The organism is Roseococcus sp. (assembly GCF_965227005.1).
Taxonomy (GTDB): Bacteria; Pseudomonadota; Alphaproteobacteria; order Acetobacterales; family Acetobacteraceae; genus Roseococcus.
This window is the reverse complement of sequence record NZ_CBDDFJ010000021.1, coordinates 193,599-214,278: the sequence shown is the minus strand read 5'-3', so window position 1 is coordinate 214,278 and position 20,680 is coordinate 193,599. Positions and strand designations below refer to the sequence as shown.

Annotated in this window: 20 protein-coding genes and 1 other RNA gene; 6 read left to right on the top strand and 15 right to left on the bottom strand. The window is 70.4% G+C overall.

Going from position 1 to position 20,680, the window contains the following annotated elements; translation table 11 throughout:
* Window positions 1–8: 8 nt before the first annotated feature.
* The 3 genes from ACO057_RS12165 to ACO057_RS12155 are packed head-to-tail and all read right to left on the bottom strand — an operon-like array spanning window position 9 to window position 3,186.
* On the bottom strand, window positions 9–1,838 hold the full coding sequence (locus tag ACO057_RS12165) for an extracellular solute-binding protein (RefSeq protein WP_421992026.1): 1,830 nt from the start codon (window positions 1,836–1,838) through the stop codon (window positions 9–11).
* A 41-nt stretch (window positions 1,839–1,879) separates the two neighbouring features.
* Window positions 1,880–2,656, bottom strand: a complete 777-nt coding sequence (locus ACO057_RS12160; protein WP_421992192.1) for an inositol monophosphatase family protein — start codon at window positions 2,654–2,656, stop codon at window positions 1,880–1,882.
* On the bottom strand, window positions 2,653–3,186 hold the full coding sequence (locus ACO057_RS12155) for a c-type cytochrome (RefSeq protein WP_421992024.1): 534 nt from the start codon (window positions 3,184–3,186) through the stop codon (window positions 2,653–2,655). Before ACO057_RS12155 ends, ACO057_RS12160 begins: the two co-directional genes overlap by 4 nt.
* Window positions 3,187–3,328: 142 nt before the next feature.
* Between ACO057_RS12155 and ACO057_RS12150 the strand changes: the two genes are divergently transcribed.
* Both ACO057_RS12150 and ACO057_RS12145 read left to right on the top strand, forming a co-directional pair.
* The gene (locus ACO057_RS12150) at window positions 3,329–4,057 is read left to right on the top strand and encodes a 3-deoxy-manno-octulosonate cytidylyltransferase (protein ID WP_421992022.1); all 729 of its coding nucleotides are present in this window, start codon (window positions 3,329–3,331) and stop codon (window positions 4,055–4,057) included.
* Window positions 4,058–4,070: 13 nt separating this feature from the next.
* Window positions 4,071–4,922 (top strand): prephenate dehydratase, encoded by an 852-nt coding sequence (locus ACO057_RS12145; protein ID WP_421992020.1) that lies wholly within the window; start codon window positions 4,071–4,073, stop codon window positions 4,920–4,922.
* Between the two features lie 24 nt (window positions 4,923–4,946).
* Here ACO057_RS12145 and ACO057_RS12140 read toward each other — a convergent pair whose 3' ends face one another.
* Genes ACO057_RS12140 through ACO057_RS12120 form a run of 5 tightly spaced genes read right to left on the bottom strand, consistent with a single transcriptional unit; the run spans window position 4,947 to window position 8,266 of the window.
* A complete protein-coding gene (locus ACO057_RS12140; RefSeq protein ID WP_421992018.1) occupies window positions 4,947–5,936 on the bottom strand; it encodes an HWE histidine kinase domain-containing protein in 990 nt (329 codons plus the stop codon).
* Window positions 5,936–6,808 (bottom strand): serine O-acetyltransferase, encoded by an 873-nt coding sequence (gene cysE / locus ACO057_RS12135; protein WP_421992016.1) that lies wholly within the window; start codon window positions 6,806–6,808, stop codon window positions 5,936–5,938. Before cysE ends, ACO057_RS12140 begins: the two co-directional genes overlap by 1 nt.
* A gap of 60 nt (window positions 6,809–6,868) precedes the next feature.
* Window positions 6,869–7,153, bottom strand: coding sequence for a hypothetical protein (locus ACO057_RS12130; RefSeq protein ID WP_421992014.1), 285 nt, complete (start codon window positions 7,151–7,153; stop codon window positions 6,869–6,871).
* Window positions 7,150–8,073 (bottom strand): NAD(+) diphosphatase, encoded by a 924-nt coding sequence (nudC, locus tag ACO057_RS12125; RefSeq protein WP_421992012.1) that lies wholly within the window; start codon window positions 8,071–8,073, stop codon window positions 7,150–7,152. Before nudC ends, ACO057_RS12130 begins: the two co-directional genes overlap by 4 nt.
* A 52-nt stretch (window positions 8,074–8,125) precedes the next feature.
* The gene (locus ACO057_RS12120; RefSeq protein WP_421992010.1) at window positions 8,126–8,266 is read right to left on the bottom strand and encodes a hypothetical protein; all 141 of its coding nucleotides are present in this window, start codon (window positions 8,264–8,266) and stop codon (window positions 8,126–8,128) included.
* A 145-nt stretch (window positions 8,267–8,411) separates the two neighbouring features.
* Here ACO057_RS12120 and ffs point away from each other — a divergent pair.
* From ffs to recR, 4 genes are all read left to right on the top strand, one after another.
* Window positions 8,412–8,508, top strand: an RNA gene (gene ffs, locus ACO057_RS12115) — signal recognition particle sRNA small type.
* Between the two features lie 26 nt (window positions 8,509–8,534).
* Complete coding sequence (locus tag ACO057_RS12110) at window positions 8,535–10,478, top strand: DNA polymerase III subunit gamma/tau (protein WP_421992008.1); 1,944 nt, start codon at window positions 8,535–8,537, stop codon at window positions 10,476–10,478.
* Window positions 10,479–10,802, top strand: coding sequence for a YbaB/EbfC family nucleoid-associated protein (locus tag ACO057_RS12105; protein WP_421992006.1), 324 nt, complete (start codon window positions 10,479–10,481; stop codon window positions 10,800–10,802).
* 4 nt (window positions 10,803–10,806) lie between these two features.
* Entirely contained in the window at window positions 10,807–11,391 is a 585-nt protein-coding gene (recR, locus tag ACO057_RS12100) for a recombination mediator RecR (RefSeq protein WP_421992004.1), read from the top strand.
* 1 nt (window position 11,392) lies between these two features.
* On the opposite strand, the gene ACO057_RS12095 is transcribed toward recR, so the two are convergent.
* From ACO057_RS12095 to rpe, 7 genes are all read right to left on the bottom strand, one after another.
* A complete protein-coding gene (locus tag ACO057_RS12095) occupies window positions 11,393–12,721 on the bottom strand; it encodes an aspartate aminotransferase family protein (protein ID WP_421992002.1) in 1,329 nt (442 codons plus the stop codon).
* 36 nt (window positions 12,722–12,757) lie between these two features.
* Complete coding sequence (locus ACO057_RS12090; RefSeq protein ID WP_421992000.1) at window positions 12,758–13,996, bottom strand: NupC/NupG family nucleoside CNT transporter; 1,239 nt, start codon at window positions 13,994–13,996, stop codon at window positions 12,758–12,760.
* On the bottom strand, window positions 13,993–15,558 hold the full coding sequence (gene rmuC / locus ACO057_RS12085; protein WP_421991998.1) for a DNA recombination protein RmuC: 1,566 nt from the start codon (window positions 15,556–15,558) through the stop codon (window positions 13,993–13,995). Before rmuC ends, ACO057_RS12090 begins: the two co-directional genes overlap by 4 nt.
* Before the next feature lie 96 nt (window positions 15,559–15,654).
* The gene (gene purH / locus ACO057_RS12080; RefSeq protein ID WP_421991996.1) at window positions 15,655–17,232 is read right to left on the bottom strand and encodes a bifunctional phosphoribosylaminoimidazolecarboxamide formyltransferase/IMP cyclohydrolase; all 1,578 of its coding nucleotides are present in this window, start codon (window positions 17,230–17,232) and stop codon (window positions 15,655–15,657) included.
* Window positions 17,233–17,243: 11 nt separating this feature from the next.
* On the bottom strand, window positions 17,244–18,353 hold the full coding sequence (locus ACO057_RS12075) for a glycosyltransferase family 4 protein (protein WP_421991994.1): 1,110 nt from the start codon (window positions 18,351–18,353) through the stop codon (window positions 17,244–17,246).
* An 8-nt stretch (window positions 18,354–18,361) separates the two neighbouring features.
* The gene (locus ACO057_RS12070) at window positions 18,362–20,002 is read right to left on the bottom strand and encodes a heparinase II/III family protein (RefSeq protein ID WP_421991992.1); all 1,641 of its coding nucleotides are present in this window, start codon (window positions 20,000–20,002) and stop codon (window positions 18,362–18,364) included.
* Window positions 20,002–20,658: a ribulose-phosphate 3-epimerase gene (gene rpe, locus ACO057_RS12065; RefSeq protein WP_421991990.1), complete on the bottom strand. Its 657-nt coding sequence runs from the start codon at window positions 20,656–20,658 to the stop codon at window positions 20,002–20,004. Before rpe ends, ACO057_RS12070 begins: the two co-directional genes overlap by 1 nt.
* Between the last annotated feature and the right edge of the window lie 22 nt (window positions 20,659–20,680).

The following is a 20,680-nucleotide window of genomic DNA, read 5'->3' as shown; positions in this document are numbered from 1 at the left end:
GGGCTACGTCACAGGCTGCGCTTGGCCTCGGCGAGCGCCCGGTCGAGCGCCGGATCGACCCACCAGGTGTCGAAGCCCAGGCCGAATCTCGGATTGCGCGCCGGCCGGCCGAAGCGGTTCCAATAGGCGATCCAGAAGGCGCGCAGATGCCATTGCGGGATCACGAAGGCGCCGTTCAGCAGCACCCGGTCCAGCGCCCGCGAGCGTGCGATCAACTCCTCGCGGTCGGGCGCGTTGATCACCAGCTCCACCAGCGCGTCGATCACCGGCGCGCAGATGCCCGCGATGTTCTGCGACCCGTTCTCCTGGGCCTTCGCGCAGGTGAAGAAGTCGCGCTGCTCGTTGCCGGGCGAGAGCGACTGCGGGATCACGTCCACCGTCATGTCGTAGTCGAAGGCGTCGGTGCGGACCTGGTACTGCGCCGGATCGACCGTGCGCACCCGCGCCTCCACGCCCAGGCGCTGCAGCCACTGCACATAGGGCAGCGCGATGCGCTCGAAGGTCGCGCCGTTGAGCAGGATCTCGAATTCGAAGCGCTGGCCCTGGGCGTTGACCAGCCGCCGGTCGCGAATGGTCCAGCCGGCCTCGCGCATCAGGCCGAGCGCGCGGCGCAGCCCGTCGCGGTTGTTGCCGCTGCCGTCGGTCGTGGGCAGGCGCGATTCGGCGGTGAAGACCGTGTCGGGCAGCTGCGCGCGGAAGGGCTCCAGCACCGCGAGCTCCTTGCCCGTGGGCAGGCCGGAGGAGGCGAGCTCGCTATTGGAGAAGAAGCTCGTCGTGCGCGTGTAGAGGCCGTTGAAGATATTGGCGTTCAGCCATTCGAAGTCGAAGACCTGGCCCAGCGCCTCGCGCACCCGCGCATCCTGGAAGAGCGGGCGGCGCAGGTTCATCACGAAGGCCTGCATGCCGGTCGGCCGCTCGTGGCGGATCTCGTCGCGCTTCACGAGGCCGCGGCGCACGGCGGGAAAGTCGTAGCCCGTGGCCCAGTTGCGCGCCTGGTTTTCGGTGCGGAAATCGATCTGGCCGGCCTTGAACGCCTCGAAATCGACGGTGGTGTCGCGGAAATATTCGTAGCGCAGGGCGTCGAAATTGTTGAAGCCGCGCTTCGTGGGCAGGTCGCGCGCCCAATAGTCCTCCACCCGGCGGTAGACGACGCTGCGCCCCGGCTCGAAGCGTTCCAGCCGGTAGGGGCCGGAGCCGAGCGGAACATCGAGCGACGGGCGCGAGAAATCGCGCCCGTCCCACCAATGCTTCGGCATCACGGCGAGCTGGCCGAGGATCAGCGCGAGTTCGCGATTCTCGTTGCTCTTGAAGCGGAAGACGGCGCGGCGCGGGCCATCGGCCACCACCTCGGACACATCGGCCCAATAGGCGCGGTAGAAGGGCCGGCCCTGGGTGCGGAGCGTGTTGAAGGTCCAGACCACGTCCTCGGCCGTGATGGGCTGGCCGTCATGCCAGCGCGCGCCCTCGCGGATCTCGAAAGTGACGCCCATGCGGTCGGCGGGCAGCTCCACCATCGAGGCGAGATGCGCGTATTCCGTGCTCGCCTCGTCCGGGCTGTCCATCAGCAGGGTGTCGTAGATGTTCATGACCCCCGGATCCGCGGTGCCGCGCAGGATGAAGGGGTTGAAGCTGTCGAAGCTGCCGAGCCGCGTCAGCGCCACCTCGCCGCCCTTGGGGGCCTCGGGGTTCGCCCAGGGGAAATGGGGGAAATCCGCCGGCAGGGCCGGCACGCCGAGCAGCGACAGCGCGTGGGTGCGCACGACCCCCAGCGGTTGCTGGGCAGAAGCGGCGAAGGACACGAGGCCGAAGCCGGCGGCGAAGAGGTCACGGCGTTGCATGGAAGGAGATTGGGCGCAGGCCGCGCCCAGGACAACCTTCGTCAGCGCAGCAGGCCCACGATCTCCGGCAGCAGCGCGGGATCGCCCACCGCGATCACGTCGCCGGGGCTCTCCAGGGTCAGGGTCTTGCCCTGCCAATCGGTCATGCGGCCGCCGGCGCCCTCGATGACGGGGACCAAGGCGGCCCAGTCCCAGGGCTTCAGCGTGGTCTCGACCACGGCATCCACGAGTCCGAGCGGGATCAGGCCATAGCCATAGCAATCGCCGCCCCAGCTCACCCGGCGGGCCGCCCTGCGGACCTTTTCGAAGCGGGCGGCCTCGGCGGGCGGGAAAATATCGGGCGAGGTGCAGGCCAGCTCCGCCACCGAGAGCGACTCGCAGGCGCGCGGGCCGATCGTACCGCCCAGCGGGCCGGTGAAGCGGGTGCCTTCGCCGGACACGCCCAGCCAGCGCTCGCGCGTGATGGGCTGGTCGATGAGGCCCAGCACCGGCCGGCCGCGATGCAGCAGGCCGATCAGCGTCCCGAAGAGCGGACGGCCGGTCAGGAAGGCGCGGGTGCCGTCGATCGGGTCCAGGACCCAGAGGTATTCGGCGTCGCCGCGCTCGGTGCCGTATTCCTCGCCCATGATGCCATGGGTGGGGAAACGCTCGCCCAGGAAGGCGCGCAGCGCGCGTTCGGCGGCGCGGTCGGCCTCGGTGACGGGGGAGGCGTCGCCCTTGGCCTCCACGAGGAGGGCCGAGCGGAACAGCGGTCGGATGATGCCGCCCGCGAGGTCGGCGGCGGCTTCGGCCGCCGCGACGAAGGCCGGGTCGATCAGGGGAGCGGCGCCGGGGTGCTGGCCAGGCTGCGCAGGAACGCAATCAGGTCGGCGCGCTGGGCGGTGCTGTTCATGCCGCCATAGGCCATGCGGGTGCCGGGGATGGCGCGGGCCGGGCCGGCGATGAAGGTGTTGAGCGCCTCGTAGTCCCAGGGCTGGCCTTCCTTGGCCTTCATGCCGGCACTGTAGTTGAAGCCCGCCATATGGGCATGGTGGTTGCCCACGATGCCATAGAGGTTCGGACCCACGCCGGCGCGGCCGCCGTCGGTGAAGGTGTGGCACGAGCCACAGACCCGCCCGGCGATGACGCGGCCGTTATCGGCACTGGCCGCGGCCAGCAGCGGGCCGATGGGCTCCAGCGCCGCGGGAGCGGCGGCCGGCACCGCGGTCGGCGCGACGGCACCCAGCGCGATCGCCGGCTCATGCAGGCGATGCGGCTTCACCAGCTGCGTGCCGATGACACCGGCGGCCATGAAGGCGATACCCGCGGTCAGCACCGCCGCGAACGCCTTGTTGAACTCCAAGCTCATGCCGAGCGGACCCTTCCGAGCGAGGGGCGCGGCGAGCGCGTTTGCGCGAAGCCGGACCCTGACTTATTCGTCCTTGTCCCATACAGGCGCCCGTGCGCTGCATCAACCGCCCCCACGTGAACGAAGCCCTGGATTTCAAACAGTGAACCCCATCGTCATCATTCCCGCGCGCATGACCGCGACCCGCCTGCCCGGCAAGCCGCTGGCCGATATCGCGGGCCGGCCGATGATCGTCCATGTGCTGGACCGCGCCCGGGAGGCCGGAATCGGCCCCGTGGCGGTGGCGGCCGGGGAGGCGGAGATCGTTGCGGCCGTGGAGCGGGCGGGCGGCCGGGCCGTCCTCGTCGCCGAGGACCTCCCCAGCGGCACCGACCGGGTCCATCGCTCCCTGGCCGAGCTCGACCCCCTCGGCGCGCATGACGTGGTGGTAAATCTGCAGGGCGACGTGCCGACCCTGGACCCCGAGCTGCTGAAGGCCGTGCTCCGGCCGCTGGCCGATCCCCAGGTCGATATCGCCACCCTCGTCTGTCCCATCGCCGACGAGCATGAGGCGACGACCTCTTCCTTCGTGAAGGCCGCCTGCGCCTTTGAGGGCGAGTCGGAGGTCGCGCCGGCCCTGTATTTCAGCCGCAACCCGATCCCTTGGGGCGAAGGGCCGCGCTGGCACCATATCGGCGTCTACGCCTTCCGCCGCAGCGCCCTGGAGCGATTCGTGACGCTGAAGGAATCCCCGCTGGAGCGGCGCGAGAAGCTGGAGCAGCTTCGCGCCCTGGAGGCGGGAATGCGGATTTCAGTCACCCGCGTCGCCCATGGCCCCTTTGGTGTGGACACCCCCGCCGACCTCGAGCGCGCCCGCCAGTTGCTGAGTTGAGAAGATAAAGAACATGTCCCAGACCATCGCTTTCCAGGGCGTCCCCGGCGCCTATTCCGACCTGGCCTGCCGCCACGCCTATCCCGGCTTCACGACGCTGCCCTCGCCCAGCTTCGAGGCGGCGATGAGCGCCGTGCGCGAGGGCCGGGCCGATATGGCCATGCTCCCTTGCGAGAACAGCCTCGCGGGCAGGGTGCCCGACATCCATCGCCTGCTGCCGGATTCGGGCCTTTCGGTCGTCGGCGAGCATTTCGAGCGGGTGGAGCACTGCCTGCTGGCCCGCAAGGGCGCCACGCTGCAGACCATCCGCCGCGCGCACAGCCATCCGGTGGCGCTGGGCCAGGTGCTCAACGTGCTGAAGGAGCTGAACCTCACCCCCGTCATCCAGGCCGACACGGCCGGCGCGGCGGAGATGATCGCCAAGGACGGCACCCCCGAGGACGCCGCCATCGCCAGTGAGCTGGCCGCCGAGATCTATGGGCTGGAAATCCTGCGCCGCAACGTCGAGGACGCGCTGCACAATACCACGCGCTTCTACGTCATGACCAGGGAGCCTCGGCGCGCGGCCCTCAGCGAGATGCTGAACCCCGTCACCACCTTCGTCTTCCGGGTCCGCAACATGCCGGCCGCGCTCTACAAGGCGCTGGGCGGCTTCGCGACCAACGGCGTGAACATGACCAAGCTGGAGAGCTACATGCTCGACGGCAACTTCACCGCCACCCAGTTCCTCTGCGACGTGGACGGCCATCCGGACGAGCCGCATCTGTTCCGCGCGCTGGAGGAGCTGCGGTTCTTCTCGCGCGAGCTGCGGGTGCTGGGCACCTATCCGGCGAGCCCCTTCCGCCTGGCGCGCGAAGGGGTCTGACCGGCCCCGTTCAGGCTGGCCCCGTTAGGCTGGCAGGACCGTCCGCTTGGGGAGAAGCATCTCGCAGACGAGCCCTTCCGGCCGCCAGTCGAATTCCGCCTGACCTCCATCAATCTCGTCATGGCCGATTTTCTCGATCAGCCTGACGCCTAGTCCCAGGCGGGTCGGCGCCTTCACCGGTGGGCCGCCCGTCTCTTCCCATCGCCAGGCCAGCCGGCCGTCGCTCCAGGCCCAGTGGATGGCGACGCGGCCGGCCGCGACGGAGAGCGCGCCGTATTTCGCCGAATTGGTGGCCAGCTCATGCAGCCCCAGCGCGAAGGATTGCGCGGCGCCAGGCTCGATCAGCACCCTGGGGCCGCTCATCGTCACGCGCGCCTCGCCGGAGAGCTGGAAGCCGGCAAGATCCAGCTCGATCAGCCGCCTCAGGTCTGCGCCGCGACCCGCCGCGGCCTCGACCAGATGCTGGGAATTGCCGAGGGCGGTGAGGCGCGACACCAGCTCGGCCCGGTAGGCCTCCACACTCTCCGCCTGGGACAGCTGCGCGAGGCTGGAGACGACGGCCAGCGTGTTCTTCGCGCGATGCGCCATCTCCGAGGCCAGGACGCGCAGGCGTTCCTCGGTCTGACGCCGCTCGGTGATGTCGTCGAAGACGATGGCCACCCGGTGCTGCGCCGGCGCCTCGACGCGAAAGGCGAAGACGTCGTACCAACGCTCCAGCGCGGCCGCCGGCGCCTGGAAGCGCGTCGGCTCGCCGGTCTTCGCCACCTTGCCGTAGATGTCGAACCAATGCTGCTCGTGGTCCGCCTTCAGTTCGCGCATGGACCGGCCGACGGCATCGGTCAGGCCGGTCTGCGTCACGAAGGCGGGATTGACCTCGAGGAAGCGGTAGTCGCGCGCCATGCCCTCGGCGTCGAAGGCCACCTCGACGACGCAGATCCCCTGATCGATCATCCGGACGATGTCATCATGGGTGGAGAAGGGTGGAGGGCCGCCCTGCGGCGAGTCGGTGTCCATCAGTCGCCGGTGATCGCAACCTCGCCGTTCGGCAGACCGTGCTCCATGGTCAGCGCCGGGAGCCCGCGGTGGCGGCCGACCTCGCGAGCGGGGACGCCGACCACCGTGGTGAAAGGCGCGACATCCGCCAGCACGACGCTGCCGGCGCCGACCTTGGCGCCCTCGCCGATGCGGATATTGCCCAGGATCTGCGCGCCCGCGCCGATCAGCACGCCGCGCTCGACCTGGGGGTGGCGCTGGCCGCATTCCTTGCCCGTGCCGCCCAGGGTCACGCCCTGGAGAATCGACACGTCATCGCCCACCGAGGCCGTCTCGCCCACCACCAGCCCGGTCGCGTGATCGAGCATCACCCGGCAGCCGAATCGCGCGGCGGGGTGGATGTCCACGGCGAAGACCTCGGACATCCGGGCCTGGATATGCCGCGCCAGATGCGCGCGCCCCGCGAGCCACAGCCCGTGCGACACGCGATGGGCCTGCAGCGCCAGATAGCCCTTGAAGTGCAGGAACGGGGTGAGGAGGTCCGGGCAGGCCGGGTCGCGATCCTGGACGGCGAGCAGGTCGGCGGCGGCCGAACTCACCAGCTCCGGCCGGTCGAGGAAAATTTCGCGGGCCACGTCGCGCAGGGCGGCGGCATCGAGCTCGGCATCGCCCAGGCGGGTCGCGATCCGGGCGGCCAGCGCTTCGGCCAGGCAGCCATGGGACAGCACGGCCCGGCTCACCGGCCCGGCCATGAGGCGGTCGGTGGTCGAAAGGGCCGTCGCCTCCGCGACCATGCGGTCCCACAGGCGGATGGCGGGCATCGAAGCCGCGGTGCAGGGGTGCCGAAGGATGGTTCCGGAGGGAACGGCCGTCCGGTTCGTGGTCTGGGGCATGTCTCGCTCCTCCGCCCTCGTCAGATGGCGCCCCGAGGGGATTTCACCAGGGGCGTTCGTCTAATTGGTCCGCAGGACCGGCTCCACCCCGCCGCCGAAGGGCCGGCCATGGGCCCGCATGCAGGTCTCGTAGACCTCGCGCAGCGCCGTGTTCCGGTCGGATTGGACCTGCCGCATATTGGCATAATTGTCGGAATTCGCCTCGCGCGAGACGAGGCGCACGTCGCGCGAGCTCGTCGCCTCGGCGCGGCACTGATCGTCCGTCATGATCGGGGGCGGGGCGATGGGGACCAGGCCGCCGCAGCCGATTGCCATGAGCGGGGCCAGGAAAATCAAACGCTTCATGCCGCCAGCCAATCCTCAATCAGGCGCCGCGCGATCGAGTCGACACGCGGCAAAGCGAAGCCATGGGCCGCGGGGTCGCGCAGTTCGGCGCGGCTGAACCAGCGGGCATCCTGCAATTCCTCGGGGTCGATCACGATCTGCTCGGTCAGGCCCTCGCCGTAGAAGCCGAGCATGATCGAGGCCGGGAAGGGCCAGGGCTGGGAGGAATGATAGCGCACGAGGCCGACGGAGATGCCGGCCTCCTCCATCACCTCGCGGCGGACGGCCTCCTCGAGGCTCTCGCCCGGCTCCACGAAGCCGGCCAGTGTCGAATACATCTTCACATTGGGGAAGCGCGTGGAATGGCCGAGCAGGCAATGGTCGCCGCGCACGACGAGCATGATGACGGCGGGGTCGGTGCGGGGGAAATGCTGGGCGGCGCAGCTGGGGCAGGCCAAAGCGTTGCCGGCGCTGCGCGGCTCGGTGCCCGTGCCGCAGACGCCGCAGAAGCGATGCTTCACCCGCCAGTGCATCAGCCCGCGCGCATGGGCGAGCACGCTGGCCTCGCCCTCCGGCAGCAGGCCGGCCACGCCGCGCAGGTCGCTGAAGGCGCCCATCTCGGGGGGCAGGAGGGGGAGGGGGTCGTCGGTGTGGGAGCAGTCCACCGCGAAGATCGGGCGCTTTTCCCACAGGCCGAGGAAGGCCCAGGGGCCGCCGGCCATGCGAACCGCCTCGGCGCCGGAGCGCGAGAGCAGCACCGCCTCGGGCTGGCCCTGCTCCACGCCGCGCATAAGGCTGCGCGAGCGCCAGACGGGCACGAAGAGCGCGGCCTCGTCGGCCAGCTGGGCTTCGATGAAGGCGGCGTCGTCGCGCTGGCCGGACAACCGGTCGAGCGGGCTGCCCGTATAGACGTTCTCGCGGCTGGCAGGGATCATGAGCATGGCCGCAACCTGCCATGCCCGCGCCGGGCCGCCAACTGAGGGGGCGTGCGGTTCAGCCGGCGGTCAGATACCAGGCGACGCCCAGGGCCGGAATCACCAGGACCAGTCCCCCGATCAGGACCCATCGGACGATGTTCGGGGTCGTTCCCTGGCGGGCCTCGGTCGCGGTAAGGACGTGCTTGTCTTCGGTCATGGGAATGGAACGCCCCCGGATCGTGCGGGTTTCGCCCGCACCGCGCCGGAGCCGCTTTGGGTTCCGGTCAGCCATTCGCATGGCGCGACGTTAACCTGCCCCACCCCCCATGCAACGGACGAGCGGGCATGCTATATGCACCCCCGGAAGGTCGGCGCGGACGGGCTCCTCGCCAAACCGGTCAGGTCCGGAAGGAAGCAGCCGCAACGGGTTCTTGCTCGGGTCGATGCCGGCCTTCCACCTCATGGCTCCCTCTTCGGTGCGGACGATGCCCAGCGATCTGATCGGCGACATCGGCCCAGAGGGGGCAGCAGGCGACGGGGCGAAGGTGCTCCCCTGGGAGGACATTCCCGAGCCGCCGGCCCCCGAGGGACCGGGCCTTTTCGGATTCGACGATCCGCCGCCCGCGCCGGTTCTCGCCGCGTCCATCCCCGCGGCCCCCATTCCAACGGCCCCCGTCGCCGCGAAGCCCATGCCCTATCGCGTCCTGGCCCGGAAATACCGGCCGCAGACGCTCGACGACCTGATCGGCCAGGAGGCGCTGGTCCGCACGCTGCGCAACGCCTTCGCGCGCGGCCGGGTCCACCATGCCTTCCTGCTGACCGGCGTGCGCGGCGTGGGCAAGACGACCACCGCGCGCATCATCGCCCGCGCGCTCAACTGCATCGGCGTGGACGGCAAGGGCGGTCCCACGGCCGACCCCTGTGGCGTCTGCCCGGAATGCGTGGCCATCCTCGCCGATCGCCACCCCGACGTGATCGAGATGGACGCCGCCTCGAATCGCGGCATCGACGATGTGCGCGAGCTGCGCGAGGCGCTGCGCTTCCGCCCTGCCCAGGGGCGCCAGAAGGTCTTCATCCTGGACGAGGTCCATATGCTGACGGAGCAGGCGTTCAACGCCCTGCTCAAGTCGCTTGAGGAACCGCCGCCCAGCATCACCTTCATCCTGGCCACGACGGAATTGCGGAAGGTGCCCATCACCATCCGCAGCCGCTGCCAGGTCTTCTCGCTGAAGCGCGTTCCCGAGGAGCGCCTGCGCGACCACTTCCGCGGCATCTCGGGGAAAGAGGGCGCCGAGATCGAGGAGGGCGCGCTGGCGATGCTGGCCCGCGCCGCCGATGGCTCGGTGCGCGATGGCCTTTCGCTGCTGGACCAGGCGATCGCGCTGGCGGGCGAAGGCGGCGGCGTCGCGGCCGAGAGCGTGCGCGACATGCTGGGCCTCGCCGACCGCGCTTTGGTCTTCGACGTGCTGGACGCGGTGCTTTCCGCCGACCTGCCGACCGCGCTGCGCCGGATGGACGAGGCGCATGAGCGCGGCGCGGACCCCGCGACCATCATGAACGACCTGCTGGAGCAGGTGCATATGCTGACGCGCTTCGCGGCCATCCCCGCGCTGCGCGAGGATGCCGGCATTCCCGAGACGGAGCGCGTGCGCGGCGCGGCCCTGGCGACGAAGCTCTCGGTGCCGATGCTCACGCGCGCCTGGCAGATGCTGCTCAAGGGCATCGAGGAGGTGCTGATCGCCCCCGATCGCCGCGCGGCGGCCGAGATGGTGCTGATCCGCCTCGCCCATGTCGCCGAGATGCCGACGCCCGGCGATATCCTCAAGCGCCTCGAATCGGGTGGCTCCGTGGCTTCCGGCTCGCCCGGTCCCGCGCCGAACGGCGGCGGCCTCCGGGCCATGGGTGGTGGCGGCGCGATGATGGCCGCCGAGCCCGCGCCTTTCGTCGAGACGCGCCCGCAGCCCACCGCCTGGCGCGAAGTCGTGGCGCTCGCCTCCGGCACCCATGCCCTGCTGCACGCGCATCTGCTGCATGACGTGCATCCCGTGCGCGTGGCCAAGCGCCAGGTCGAGATCCGCGTGCGGCCCCAGGCCCCGCGCGACCTCGGCGCGCAGCTTTCCGCCCTGCTCGAGGCCAAGACCGGCGAGCGCTGGACCATCGCGCTCTCCAATGCCGAGGGCGAGCCGACCATCGCCGAGCAGTCGCGCAGCGCCGAGACCGACCGGCGGACCGCGGCGCTCAACCATCCGCTCGTGCAGATGATCCTGCAGGAGTTTCCCGGCGCCACCCTCGATGCGGTGCGCGACGAAAACGTCGATGCCTACGGGCTGCTGCCGGTCCAGGCGCAGGACGAGCCGGATTTCCCGGACTTCGCCCCGCCCGAGGCCGAGCCGGCGGGCTTCGACCCCGATATCCCAGAGGAGGATTGATTGAAGAATCTCGGCAATATGCTGAAGCAGGCCCAGCAGATGCAGTCCCGCATGGCGGAGATGCAGGCCAAGCTGGAATCCACGGAAGTGCAGGGCCAGGCCGGCGCCGGCATGGTGAAGGTCCGGCTGACTGGCAAGGGCGACCTGCGCGGCATCTCCATCGACCCCTCGCTGATGACGGCCGAGGATCGCGAGGTCCTGGAGGATCTCATCGTCGCCGCCCATGCCGATGCGAAGCAGAAGGTCGAGGCCACGATGGCCGAGGCGATGTCGCAGGCCACGGCCGGCATGTCGCTCCCGCCCGGGCTGAAACTTCCCTTCTGAGGCGATGCGGCCCAACGATCCCGTCGAGCACCTGATCGCGCTTCTGGCGAAGCTGCCCGGCCTTGGCCGGCGCAGCGCGCGCCGGGCAGCGCTGCGGATGCTGATGGAGCCGGAAAGCCGCATGCTCCCTCTCGCGGAGGCGATGCGCGTGGCGGCGGCGGCGGTGAAGCCCTGCTCCAACTGCGGCAATCTCGACGCCAGCAACCCTTGCCACATCTGCTCGGACAACCAGCGCGACCAGGGCCTGATCTGCGTGGTCGAGGGCGTGGCCGAGCTCTGGGCGCTGGAGCGGGCGCAGGCGCATCACGGCGCCTATCACGTGCTGGGCGGCACGCTCTCGGCGCTGGGCGGGGTGGGGCCGGACGACCTCGCCATCCCGCAACTGCTGGCCCGCGCGTTGGGCGCGCGCGAGATCATCCTGGCGCTGCCCGCGACCGTCGAGGGCGCGAGCACGGCGCATTACCTCGCCGACCGGCTGGAATCCACGAAGGTGCCGGTGACGCGCCTCGCCCAGGGCGTGCCCATGGGCGGGGCGCTCGACGTGCTGGACGACGGCACGCTGGCCGCCGCCTTCAAGGCGCGGCGCTGAATCAGCCGGCCAGCGCGGCCTCCACCGCGTCGCCGAAGCGCTCGACGATCATCTCCACCTCGGCGGCCGTCACCGTATAGGGCGGCGCGAGGATCACGTGGTCGCCCTGCAGCCCGTCGATCGTGCCGCCCATCGGGTAGCAGCCCAGGCCGCGGTCATAGGCTTCCTTCTTCACGCGCTCGTTCATCTTGAGCTTGGGGTCGAAGACGGCCTTGGTGCCGCGGTCCTGCACCAGCTCGATGGCCCAGAAGAGACCGCGGCCGCGGATGTCGCCGATGTTGCGGTGATTGCCGAGGCGCTCGGTCAGCCGCTGCTCCAGCAGCGCGCCCATCGCCTGGACGTTGCCCAGCAGGTTCTCCTGGGCGATCACCTCCTGCACGGCCAGCGCGGCGGCGCAGGCCATGGGATGCGCCTGGTAGGTGTGGCCGTGCATGAAGCCGCCCGAGCCGGTGCGGATCGCCTCGATGACCTTGCCCTGCGCCAGGATGCCGCCGATCGGCTGGTAGCCGCCGCCGAGGCCCTTCGCGATGACCTGGATGTCGGGGACGATGCCCTCCTGCTCCCAGGAATGCATGGTGCCGCATCGGCCCATGCCCGACATCACCTCGTCGAGGATCAGCAGCGCGCCATGCCGGTCGCAGACCGCGCGCATCGCCGGGAAATAGCCGGGGAGGGCGGCGACGCAGCCGAGCGTGGCGCCGACGACCGTCTCCGCGCAGAAGGCGATGACGTTCTGGGGGCCGAGCCGCTGGAACTCGGCCTCCAGTTCGTCGGCGAGACGCTGGACGTAGTCGGCGTCGCTCTCGTGGTCGGCGCGGTCGCGATAGGCGTAGCAGGCCGAGACATGGCTGAAGGCCGGGCTCAGGATCGGCGCATAGGGCGCGCGGCGCATGGCGTTGCCGCCGGCCGAGAGCGCGCCGAGCGTGTTGCCGTGATAGCTCTGCCGGCGCGCGATGTAGTGCTTGCGCTGCGGCTGGCCGATCTCGACGAAATACTGCCGCGCCATCTTGATCGCGGCCTCCATCCCCTCGCTGCCGGAGGAGACGAAATAGGCATGGGTCAACCCGCCCGGCGCGTGGCCGACCAGCATGTCCGCGAGCTTCTCCGCGCTCTCGCAGGAGAAGAGCGCCGTGTGGGCATAGGTCAGCTGTTCCAGCTGCGCGCGCATGGCGGCGAGCACATGCGGATGGCCATGGCCCAGGCAGGCGACGGCCGCGCCGCCTGAACCGTCGATCACCTCATGGCCCGAGGACTCGCGCAGCCAGATGCCCTTGCCCGAGACGGCGATGGGCGGGGCCACGTTGAGATTGCGGTGAACGAGGTTGGACATATCGCGCTCCGGCTGATGCGCGAGCCTATCGCGATGCTAGGGCGGCGTCAGCACCCCGACCGCCGCGCCGAGCATGCAGCAGGCAACGGTGCCCGCCGCCAGCGCCGGCAGGCCGAGGGCCACGATCTCCGGCCGACGCTCCGGGCAGAGGGTGCACATCCCGCCCAGCATGATCCCGACCGAGCCGAAATTGGCGAAGCCGCAAAGCGCATAGGAGAGGATCAGCCGCGTGCGGGGAGCCAGCGCCTCGCCGCTGCCGCGCGCGAAGTCGAGATAGGCGACGAACTCGTTGATCACGAGCTTGATGCCGAGCGACTGGCCCACCGTCTGCGCCTCCGCGACCGGCACGCCCATGGCCCAGGCCAGCGGCCAGAGGAGCCAGCCCGCGATCTGCTGGAGCGTGAGGCCGAGGATCGGCTGCGCGATCTCGTTGACCAGCGCCACCAGCGCCACGAAGACGACCAGCGCGGCCATGATGCCGAGGAGGAGCTGCAGCCCGTCGGCGATGCCCTGGACCAGCGCCTCCATGCTGCTGGAATAGAGGCGCGGCGCCTCGGCCTCGCCCTGGGTGATGCCCGTCGAGGGGATCATGAGCTGCGCGGCCAGCACCGCCGCCGGCGCGCCCATGAGCGAGGCGGTGAGCAGATGCCCCGCCGCATCCGGCACGAGCGAGGAGATCATCAGCACATAGACCACCAGCATATTGCCGGAGATGGTCGCGAGGCCGGCGACCATGACGACGAAGAGCTCGGCGCGGGTGAGGCGACTCAGCCAGGGCCGGATGAGCAGCGGCGCCTCCACCATGCCCACGAAGACGTTCGCCGCGACCGAGAAGCCCGCCGCGCCGCCGAGGCCGAGCAGCCGGTTCAGCGCCACGGCCAGCACGCGCACCACGAAGGGCAGGACGCGCCAGTGATAGAGCAGCGCCGAGAGCGCGCCGACCAGCAGCACGATGGGCAGCGCCTGGAAGAAGAGGATGAAGCTCGCGCCCGGCGCCGTCTCGGCATAGGGCAGCGGCGCGCCGCCGAGATAGCCGAAGACGAGCGAGGTGCCCGCCTGGGTGGAGCGCGCCAGCGCGTCCACCATGCGGCCGAAGAGGGAGAAGAGCGCGCGCAGGGGCGGTACGTTCAGCAGCAGCGCGGCCACGCCGATCGTGCAAACCAACCCGCCGATCACGACGCGCCAGGAGACGTGGCGTTTGCAGCCGCCCATGACCCAGCACAGCAGGCACAGCAGGACGAGGCCCAGCGCCGACTGAAGCTGGGGGAGGCTCATGCTTCTTCGTCCTCGGCGATCTCCTGTTCGATCTCGAAGATCTGGTCGACGCGCTCGCCCGGCAGCGCGTCCATCCCGCGCAGCTTGCGCGTGATGGCCCGTGTGCGGACCTGCGCCTTGCCGATGGTATTGGCCACGGTGCCCACCTGCTTGCCGAGCGAGCTCAGCACGCCGTCCATCTTGCCCATCTCGGCCTTGGTCGCGGAGAGAAGTTCACGCACCGATTCCGCGTTCTTCGACAACGCCAGGGTGACATGGCCGAGCTGGATGGTCCGCAGCAGCGCCGGCAGCAGCGTCGGCCCGAGGATGAGCACGCGATGCACGCGGCCCACGTCGTCGATGAGGCCGGGGATGCGCGCCACCTCGGCGTAGAGACCCTCGGTCGGCAAGTACATCACGCCGAATTCCACCGTGCGCGGCGGGCAGATGTACTTCTGGGCGATCTTCTGGGCCTCGCCGCGAATGCGGTTCTCGAGGCCCTTGCGCGCCAGCGCCTCGGCGATCGGGTCCGCGGCCTCCCACGCCGTGAGCAGGCGCTCGTAATCCTCGATGGGGAATTTCGCATCCACCGGGAGCAGCACGCGCTCGCTGCCAGACATGGGCATGACCACGCAGAACTCGACCGAGTCCGAGCTGCCCTCGCGCAGGCGCACATTGGTCTCGTAGGAGCCCTCGGGGAGGATGTCGTCCAGCAGCGCCTTCACCTGGGTTTCGCCCCAGCCGCCGCGCGTCTTCACATTGCCGAAGAGCCGCTTGATGTCGCCGATCTGCGCGGTGACGGCCTGCACGTCCCCCATCGCCTTCTGCACGGCGGTGAACTGGTCGATGACGCGGTTGAAGCTCTCGTTCATCTGCTTCTCGACCGCGCCGGCGAGCTGCTCGTTCACGCTCTTCTGGATCTCGGCGAGACGCTTCTCGCTGTTCTCGCGCATCTCGGTGAGCTTCTTGTCGAGCACGTCGCGCGAGCGCGCCGTCTCGGCGCTCATCGCCTCCTGCGTGGATTTCGCATCGGCGGTCAGGCGCTCCAGCAGCGAGGTCTGCATGGTGGTGAGCGATTCCGCCTGCTTCAGCATCGCCGCGTTGACGGCCTTGGTCTGCGCGGCGGTCGTTTCCTGCGTGAGCGTCGCGCCGGTCGCGAGACGCTCGAGCAGCGCCTTCTCGGTCGCTGCCAGGGATTCCGCCTGCTTGAGCATGGCGGCGCTGACGGCCTTGGTCTGCGCGGCCGAGGCCTCCTGCGCGAGCGTCGCGCCGGCGGCGAGGCGCTCCAGCAGCGCCTTCTCCGTCGCGCCCAGGGATTCCGTCTGACGGAGCATCGCGGCGCCGAGTGCGCGGGTCTGCTCGGCGGTGAAGCCGGAGAGTTCCAGCGAAAGCTCGGTCTTCTGGCGGGCGATGTCGCCGGCCAGCGCTTCCTTCATCGTCGCCAGCGCCGTGGCCTGGCGCTCCTGTCCGAGCTGGAGCAGCGGCAGCAGGGGATCGGCGGGCGGGCGCCGCGTCAGCAGCACGGCGAGCACCGCCAGCAGGAGAAGGACCACCAGGCCCAGCAGCACCACTTCGACCGTCATCGCTCAGATTCCATCCGCGACCCGATTCTCGCGGGGGTCGCGGCGGCAGATGAACACCAATTGCGGCGTCGTGCGAACCCGTTCCGGGCCGAAGGCTCAGTGCCGGAAGTGGCGCATCCCGGTGAAGACCATGGCGAGCCCGGCCGCATCGGCGGCGGCGATCACCTCGGCGTCGCGGATGGAGCCGCCCGGCTGGATCACGGCCGTCACCCCAGCCGCCGCCGCCGTCTCCAGGCCGTCGGCGAAGGGGAAGAAGGCGTCCGACGCCACGACGCTGCCCTTGGCGAGCGGCTCGGACAGGCCGGCCGCCTTGGCCGCGGCCTCGGACTTCCAGGCGGCGATGCGGCTGCTCTCCACGCGGTTCATCTGGCCCGCGCCGATGCCGACCGTCGCCATGCCCTTGGCATAGATGATCGCATTGGACTTCACGTGCTTGCAGACGCGGAAGGCGAAGAGGAGATCGGCGATCTCGGCCTCGGTCGGCGCGCGCTGGGTCACGATCTTCAGCGTCTCGGCCGTCACGCGGCCGGCGTCACGCGACTGAGCGAGGAAGCCGCCCGCCACGCTCTTGAAGAACAGGCCGGGGGAGACCGGGTCGGGCAGCCCGCCGGTCAGCAGCAGGCGCAGGTTCTTCTTCTTGGCGAAGATGGCCATGGCGGCCTCATCGGCGTCGGGCGCGATCACCACCTCGGTGAAGATGGCCGCGATCTTCTCGGCCGCGGCCGCATCCAGCTTGCGGTTGGCCGCCACGATGCCGCCAAAGGCCGAGACGGGGTCGCAGAGCAGCGCCTTGTCCCAGGCGGAGGCGAGGTCCGCGCCCTCGGCCACGCCGCAGGGATTGGCGTGCTTCACGATGACGATGGCGGGCTTGTCGAATTCGGCGACGCATTCATAGGCGGCGTCGGTGTCGTTCAGGTTGTTGTAGGACAGCTCCTTGCCCTGCACCTGGCGCGCCGTGGCGATGCCCGCGCGGCTCGCGCCGCTCAGGTAGAAGCCGGCCTGCTGATGCGGGTTCTCACCGTAGCGCAGCGTCTGCTTGAGGATGCCCGCCACCGCGAGGCGCGGCGGGAATTCCTGGCCGAGCTGCCCGGCGAACCAGCCGGAGATGGCGGCGTCATAGGCCGCCGTGCGGGCGTAAGCCGCCGCCGCGAGCTCCTTGCGGAGCGCCAGCGACGTGCCGCCCTCGGCCTGGATCTCGGCGGTGACGCGGGCGAGGTGCGCGGGCTCCGTGCAGACCACGACGCCGGAAAAGTTCTTGGCGGCGCTGCGGATCATCGCCGGGCCGCCGATGTCGATATTCTCAATGCAGTCCTCGAAGGCGGCGCCCTTCGCGACCGTCGCCTCGAAGGGATAGAGGTTCACCGCCACCAGATCGATCGGGGCGATGGCGTGCTCGTCCATCTGCGCGAGATGCGAGGCTTCGTCGCGCCGGCCGAGGATGCCGCCATGGACCTGCGGCACCAGGGTCTTCACCCGGCCGTCGAGGATCTCGGGGAAGCCGGTGTGCTCGCTGACGTCCTTCACCGGGATGCCGGCGTCGCGGATGGCCTTGGCCGTCCCGCCCGTCGAGAGGATCTCCGCGCCGCGATCGGCGAGGAAGCGGGCGAATTCCACGATGCCCGTCTTGTCGGAGACGGAGAGAAGGGCGCGGCGGATCGGAAGGGATTCGGTCATGCAGACCTCCATCATAGCCCAAGGAGGTCGAGGGTGCGGTCCACCACGACCTGCTCGGTGAAAAGGGAGCGGGCGCGGGCCAGGCCCGCTGCGCCCATCCTCTGCCGCAGCGGGGCGTCGCCCGCCAGCCGTGCCAGCGCATCGGCGAGGCCCGAAACCTGCATGGGCGGCACCAGATAGCCGGTCTCGCCCGTTACCACCTGCTCGCGGCAGCCGCTGATATCGGTGGCGACGACGGGCAGGCCGGTCAGCATCGCCTCGATGACGGACATGGGCAGGCCCTCGAAATGGCTCGGCAAGGCGAAGATGTCGGCGGCCTGGAGCCAGCGCGGCACGTCGTGGCGGTAGCCCAACATCTTCAGGCGCGGGCCCATGATCTCGGCGGCACGGGCGAAATGGGGGGCCATGTCCTCGCCGTGGTCCGAGGCGAGCCGTTCGCCCACCACCCACAGATGCGCGTTCGGCACCCGTTCCATGGCCTGGAGCAGCTCCGGCCAGCCCTTGTGGCGGACGAGGCGGGAAATGCCGATGACGACGCAATCCGTCTCACCGACGCCCATCTCGGCCCGCAGCGCGGCGCGGGCCCCGGCATCGGGATGGAAGATCGCCGGGTCGCGCCCGTTGCGCGTGGCGGTCGCGCCGCGATGGATGAAGAGCCGTCGCGCATCGCGCGCCTCCTCCTCGGAAACCGTCAGGAAGGTGTCGGTCATCCGCCCGCCCAGCCATTCCACCCCCAGCGACAGCCCCCGGCGCCACCAGGGCCCGGGCTGGTTGAAGAGGAAGCCGTGGCAGGTATAGGCGATGTGGGGCACGCCCTCGGCCTTGGCGGCCGCGCGGGCCAGGATGCCGGCAATGGGCATATGCGCGTGGACGAGGTCGAATTTCTCCTCGCGGATGATCCGCCGCAGCTCGCGGAAGGCCGGCACGTGCCGGCGGGGGTCGTAGCTGCGCGCCATGGGCACGGGGATGATCCGGAAGCCCTCGGCGCGGGGGATGTCGAGCAGCGGGCCCTCGGCGCAGATGCCCACCACCTCATGCCCGCGCGCGCGGGCGCCCCGCATCACCGGCAGAAGGAAGTGCCGGAGCGAGAAATCGACATTGGTGAGCTGGAGGACCTTCACGGCGAGGCTCAGCCGTCCGTCGGCGTCTCGCTGGCTGGCGTGCCGCCCGAAATGACACGGCTGACGGCCCATTGCACCGTCTCGGCCTCGCCATCCGAGGTCAGGACGATCTGGCTCGTCCGGCGGGGATCGGCGGCGAGGTAGACGCTTTCCTCCAGCGCCACCCGCGCGCCGCGCGCCCGGAAGCGCCAGCCCTGGCCGCCCGGCAGGCGCATGAGCACGCCGCCCTCCTCCTCCTGCAGCACGGCGGTCACGCCCGGATGCAGGTGGAAGCGCAGGGCCCAGGGGACGGCCGGGCCGGGGAAGGGCTCCAGCGCATCCTCGCCGCGGAGGTCGTCGCCCGATTCCGACAGATAGAGGCGGCGGCGGTGGATCACGCCATGGGTGCGGCGGTAGCCGTCATGCCCGGCTTCGAGCCATTGGGCGCCATTGGCCTCCTGGCGCTCCAGCTCCACGCGCTCGGGACGCCGGCCGAGGCCTTCTTCCTTGAGCTCGCTGCTGTTGGTGTCGGACAGGATGAGCGTCGAATGGGCGGCCGTGCCGCGCATCGCGTCGCGCCAGCCGGCCTCGGCGGCCGGGGCCGCGCCGCAATTCACGATGAGGCGATCCCGCCCGATCGACATCTCGAAGGACAGGGTGCCGGCATGCGCCCCGCGATCGGCCCCGCGCGGCAGGCCTGAGGCGGGGTCCGGCGCGCGGCCGGGCGGCGGCGCGCCGCAATCGGCGATGATGAGGGTGCGGCCGGCGGCGAGGCGGTGAAAGCCGGTCTCCTCCAGCAGCATGGGCGCGCGGCCCTTGGCCTGGCCCTGGGTGAGGACGACGTCGACCAGAGCCGGCGCCTCCTCGCGGGTGCCGTTGAACAGCGCCAGCGCCATGTCCCCGTGGCGGAAGAGGCGCAGGGCCTGGCCGGCGCGGTCCAGCGCGGTGGAGAGCTGCGGGGGCGAGTTCACGCCGCAGCCGTTCAGCAGGTTGCGGATCTCGATGAGGTCCTGCAGGGCCAGCATCTGCACGGCCGGGCTGCGCTCGACATGGCCGCCATCGGTGTGGAACTGGCGCTCCAGCTCGCCGGGCAGGAAGCGCAGGGCGCGGGTGAGCCAGGCCTCTTCTTCCAGCGCGACAGCGGCGGCGATGGTGCCCTTGAGCACGACCAGCGCGCCGCGATGCGCGGCCTCGGCCGGCAGCGAGCCCGAGATGGCGCGCCCGTCCAGGGCCATGCGCTGGAGCAAGGCGCGGCGGAAGCCGTCCTCGGCCGTGGCGGCGAGGAAGTCCCAATGGCCGAGCCAGGAGGAGATGCGCGCGGCGGCGACCTCGGGCGCCAGGGCCATCGGCTCGGCGGTGCCGCGGGCCAGCCAGTCCTCGGCGAGGTCGCGCGCCTTCACCCGGGCGGCGTCGGTGCCCAGCATGCGCAGGTCCCGCAGCCAGGCGAAGCTGTGGGCAGCTTGGCGCCAGGGCGTCGGGCCGGAGGCGGGGCCCCAGCTGTCGAGCTGGCGGACGCTGCCCGCCACCTCGAATTCGCCGCGCAGCAGCCGCGCGCCGCGATTGGCGTCACCGGGCCAGAGGTCGCGGAAAACCCGTGCCGGGGCGTCGGGCACGCGGATGGGCTTGAGCTTGGAGAAGAGCTTTCGGGCGTTGCGCATCATGTCGGACATCAACGCACTCCCTTCAAAGAAGTGATCGCCGCCGCGTAATCCGGCGCGCCGAAGACGGCCGTGCCCGCCACCAGGACGTCCGCGCCGGCCGCGATGCAGTCGGGCGCGGTCTTCACGGTGACGCCGCCATCCACCTGGAGCGCGATGTCCCGGCCGGAGGCCGTGATCATCTGCCGCAGCGTGGCGATCTTGCTGAGCTGGCTCGTGATGAAGGACTGCCCGCCGAAGCCCGGATTGACCGACATCACCAGGATGAGGTCCACCAGGTCCATCAGATGGGCCAGCACATCGACCGGCGTGCCGGGATTGAGCACCACCCCCGCCTTCTTCCCCAGCGCCCGGATGGTCTGGAGGCTGCGGTGGATGTGCGGGCCGGCCTCGGGATGCAGGCTGATGAGGTCGGCCCCGGCCTCGGCGAAGGCGGCGAGGTAGGGGTCCGCCGGTGCGATCATCAGATGCACGTCGAAGGGCATTTTGCTGTGCGGCCGCAGGGCCTTGATGAGGCTCGGGCCGAAGCTGATGTTCGGGACGAAGTGCCCGTCCATGATGTCGAGGTGCAGCCAGTCCGCGCCGGCCTGCTCGATCGCGCGCACTTCCTCGCCCAGGCGGGAGAAATCGGCGGCGAGCAGGGAGGGGGCTATACGGATATCTGGCATCGGTCCTTGGGGGAAGATGTGA

What these genes read in the sequence shown, in the direction of transcription:
- ACO057_RS12130 (WP_421992014.1), bottom strand. Translation starts at nt 7,153, where the DNA reads ATGAAGCGTTTGATTTTCCTGGCCCCGCTCATGGCAATCGGCTGCGGC.
- cysE (WP_421992016.1), bottom strand. Translation starts at nt 6,808, where the DNA reads ATGCCCCAGACCACGAACCGGACGGCCGTTCCCTCCGGAACCATCCTT.
- purH (WP_421991996.1), bottom strand. Translation starts at nt 17,232, where the DNA reads ATGACCGAATCCCTTCCGATCCGCCGCGCCCTTCTCTCCGTCTCCGAC.
- rpe (WP_421991990.1), bottom strand. Translation starts at nt 20,658, where the DNA reads ATGCCAGATATCCGTATAGCCCCCTCCCTGCTCGCCGCCGATTTCTCC.
- ACO057_RS12120 (WP_421992010.1), bottom strand. Translation starts at nt 8,266, where the DNA reads ATGACCGAAGACAAGCACGTCCTTACCGCGACCGAGGCCCGCCAGGGA.
- nudC (WP_421992012.1), bottom strand. Translation starts at nt 8,073, where the DNA reads ATGCTCATGATCCCTGCCAGCCGCGAGAACGTCTATACGGGCAGCCCG.
- recR (WP_421992004.1), top strand. Translation starts at nt 10,807, where the DNA reads ATGCGGCCCAACGATCCCGTCGAGCACCTGATCGCGCTTCTGGCGAAG.
- ACO057_RS12090 (WP_421992000.1), bottom strand. Translation starts at nt 13,996, where the DNA reads ATGAGCCTCCCCCAGCTTCAGTCGGCGCTGGGCCTCGTCCTGCTGTGC.
- ACO057_RS12155 (WP_421992024.1), bottom strand. Translation starts at nt 3,186, where the DNA reads ATGAGCTTGGAGTTCAACAAGGCGTTCGCGGCGGTGCTGACCGCGGGT.
- ACO057_RS12110 (WP_421992008.1), top strand. Translation starts at nt 8,535, where the DNA reads ATGCCCAGCGATCTGATCGGCGACATCGGCCCAGAGGGGGCAGCAGGC.
- ACO057_RS12140 (WP_421992018.1), bottom strand. Translation starts at nt 5,936, where the DNA reads ATGGACACCGACTCGCCGCAGGGCGGCCCTCCACCCTTCTCCACCCAT.
- ACO057_RS12095 (WP_421992002.1), bottom strand. Translation starts at nt 12,721, where the DNA reads ATGTCCAACCTCGTTCACCGCAATCTCAACGTGGCCCCGCCCATCGCC.
- rmuC (WP_421991998.1), bottom strand. Translation starts at nt 15,558, where the DNA reads ATGACGGTCGAAGTGGTGCTGCTGGGCCTGGTGGTCCTTCTCCTGCTG.
- ACO057_RS12165 (WP_421992026.1), bottom strand. Translation starts at nt 1,838, where the DNA reads ATGCAACGCCGTGACCTCTTCGCCGCCGGCTTCGGCCTCGTGTCCTTC.
- ACO057_RS12145 (WP_421992020.1), top strand. Translation starts at nt 4,071, where the DNA reads ATGTCCCAGACCATCGCTTTCCAGGGCGTCCCCGGCGCCTATTCCGAC.
- ACO057_RS12070 (WP_421991992.1), bottom strand. Translation starts at nt 20,002, where the DNA reads ATGTCCGACATGATGCGCAACGCCCGAAAGCTCTTCTCCAAGCTCAAG.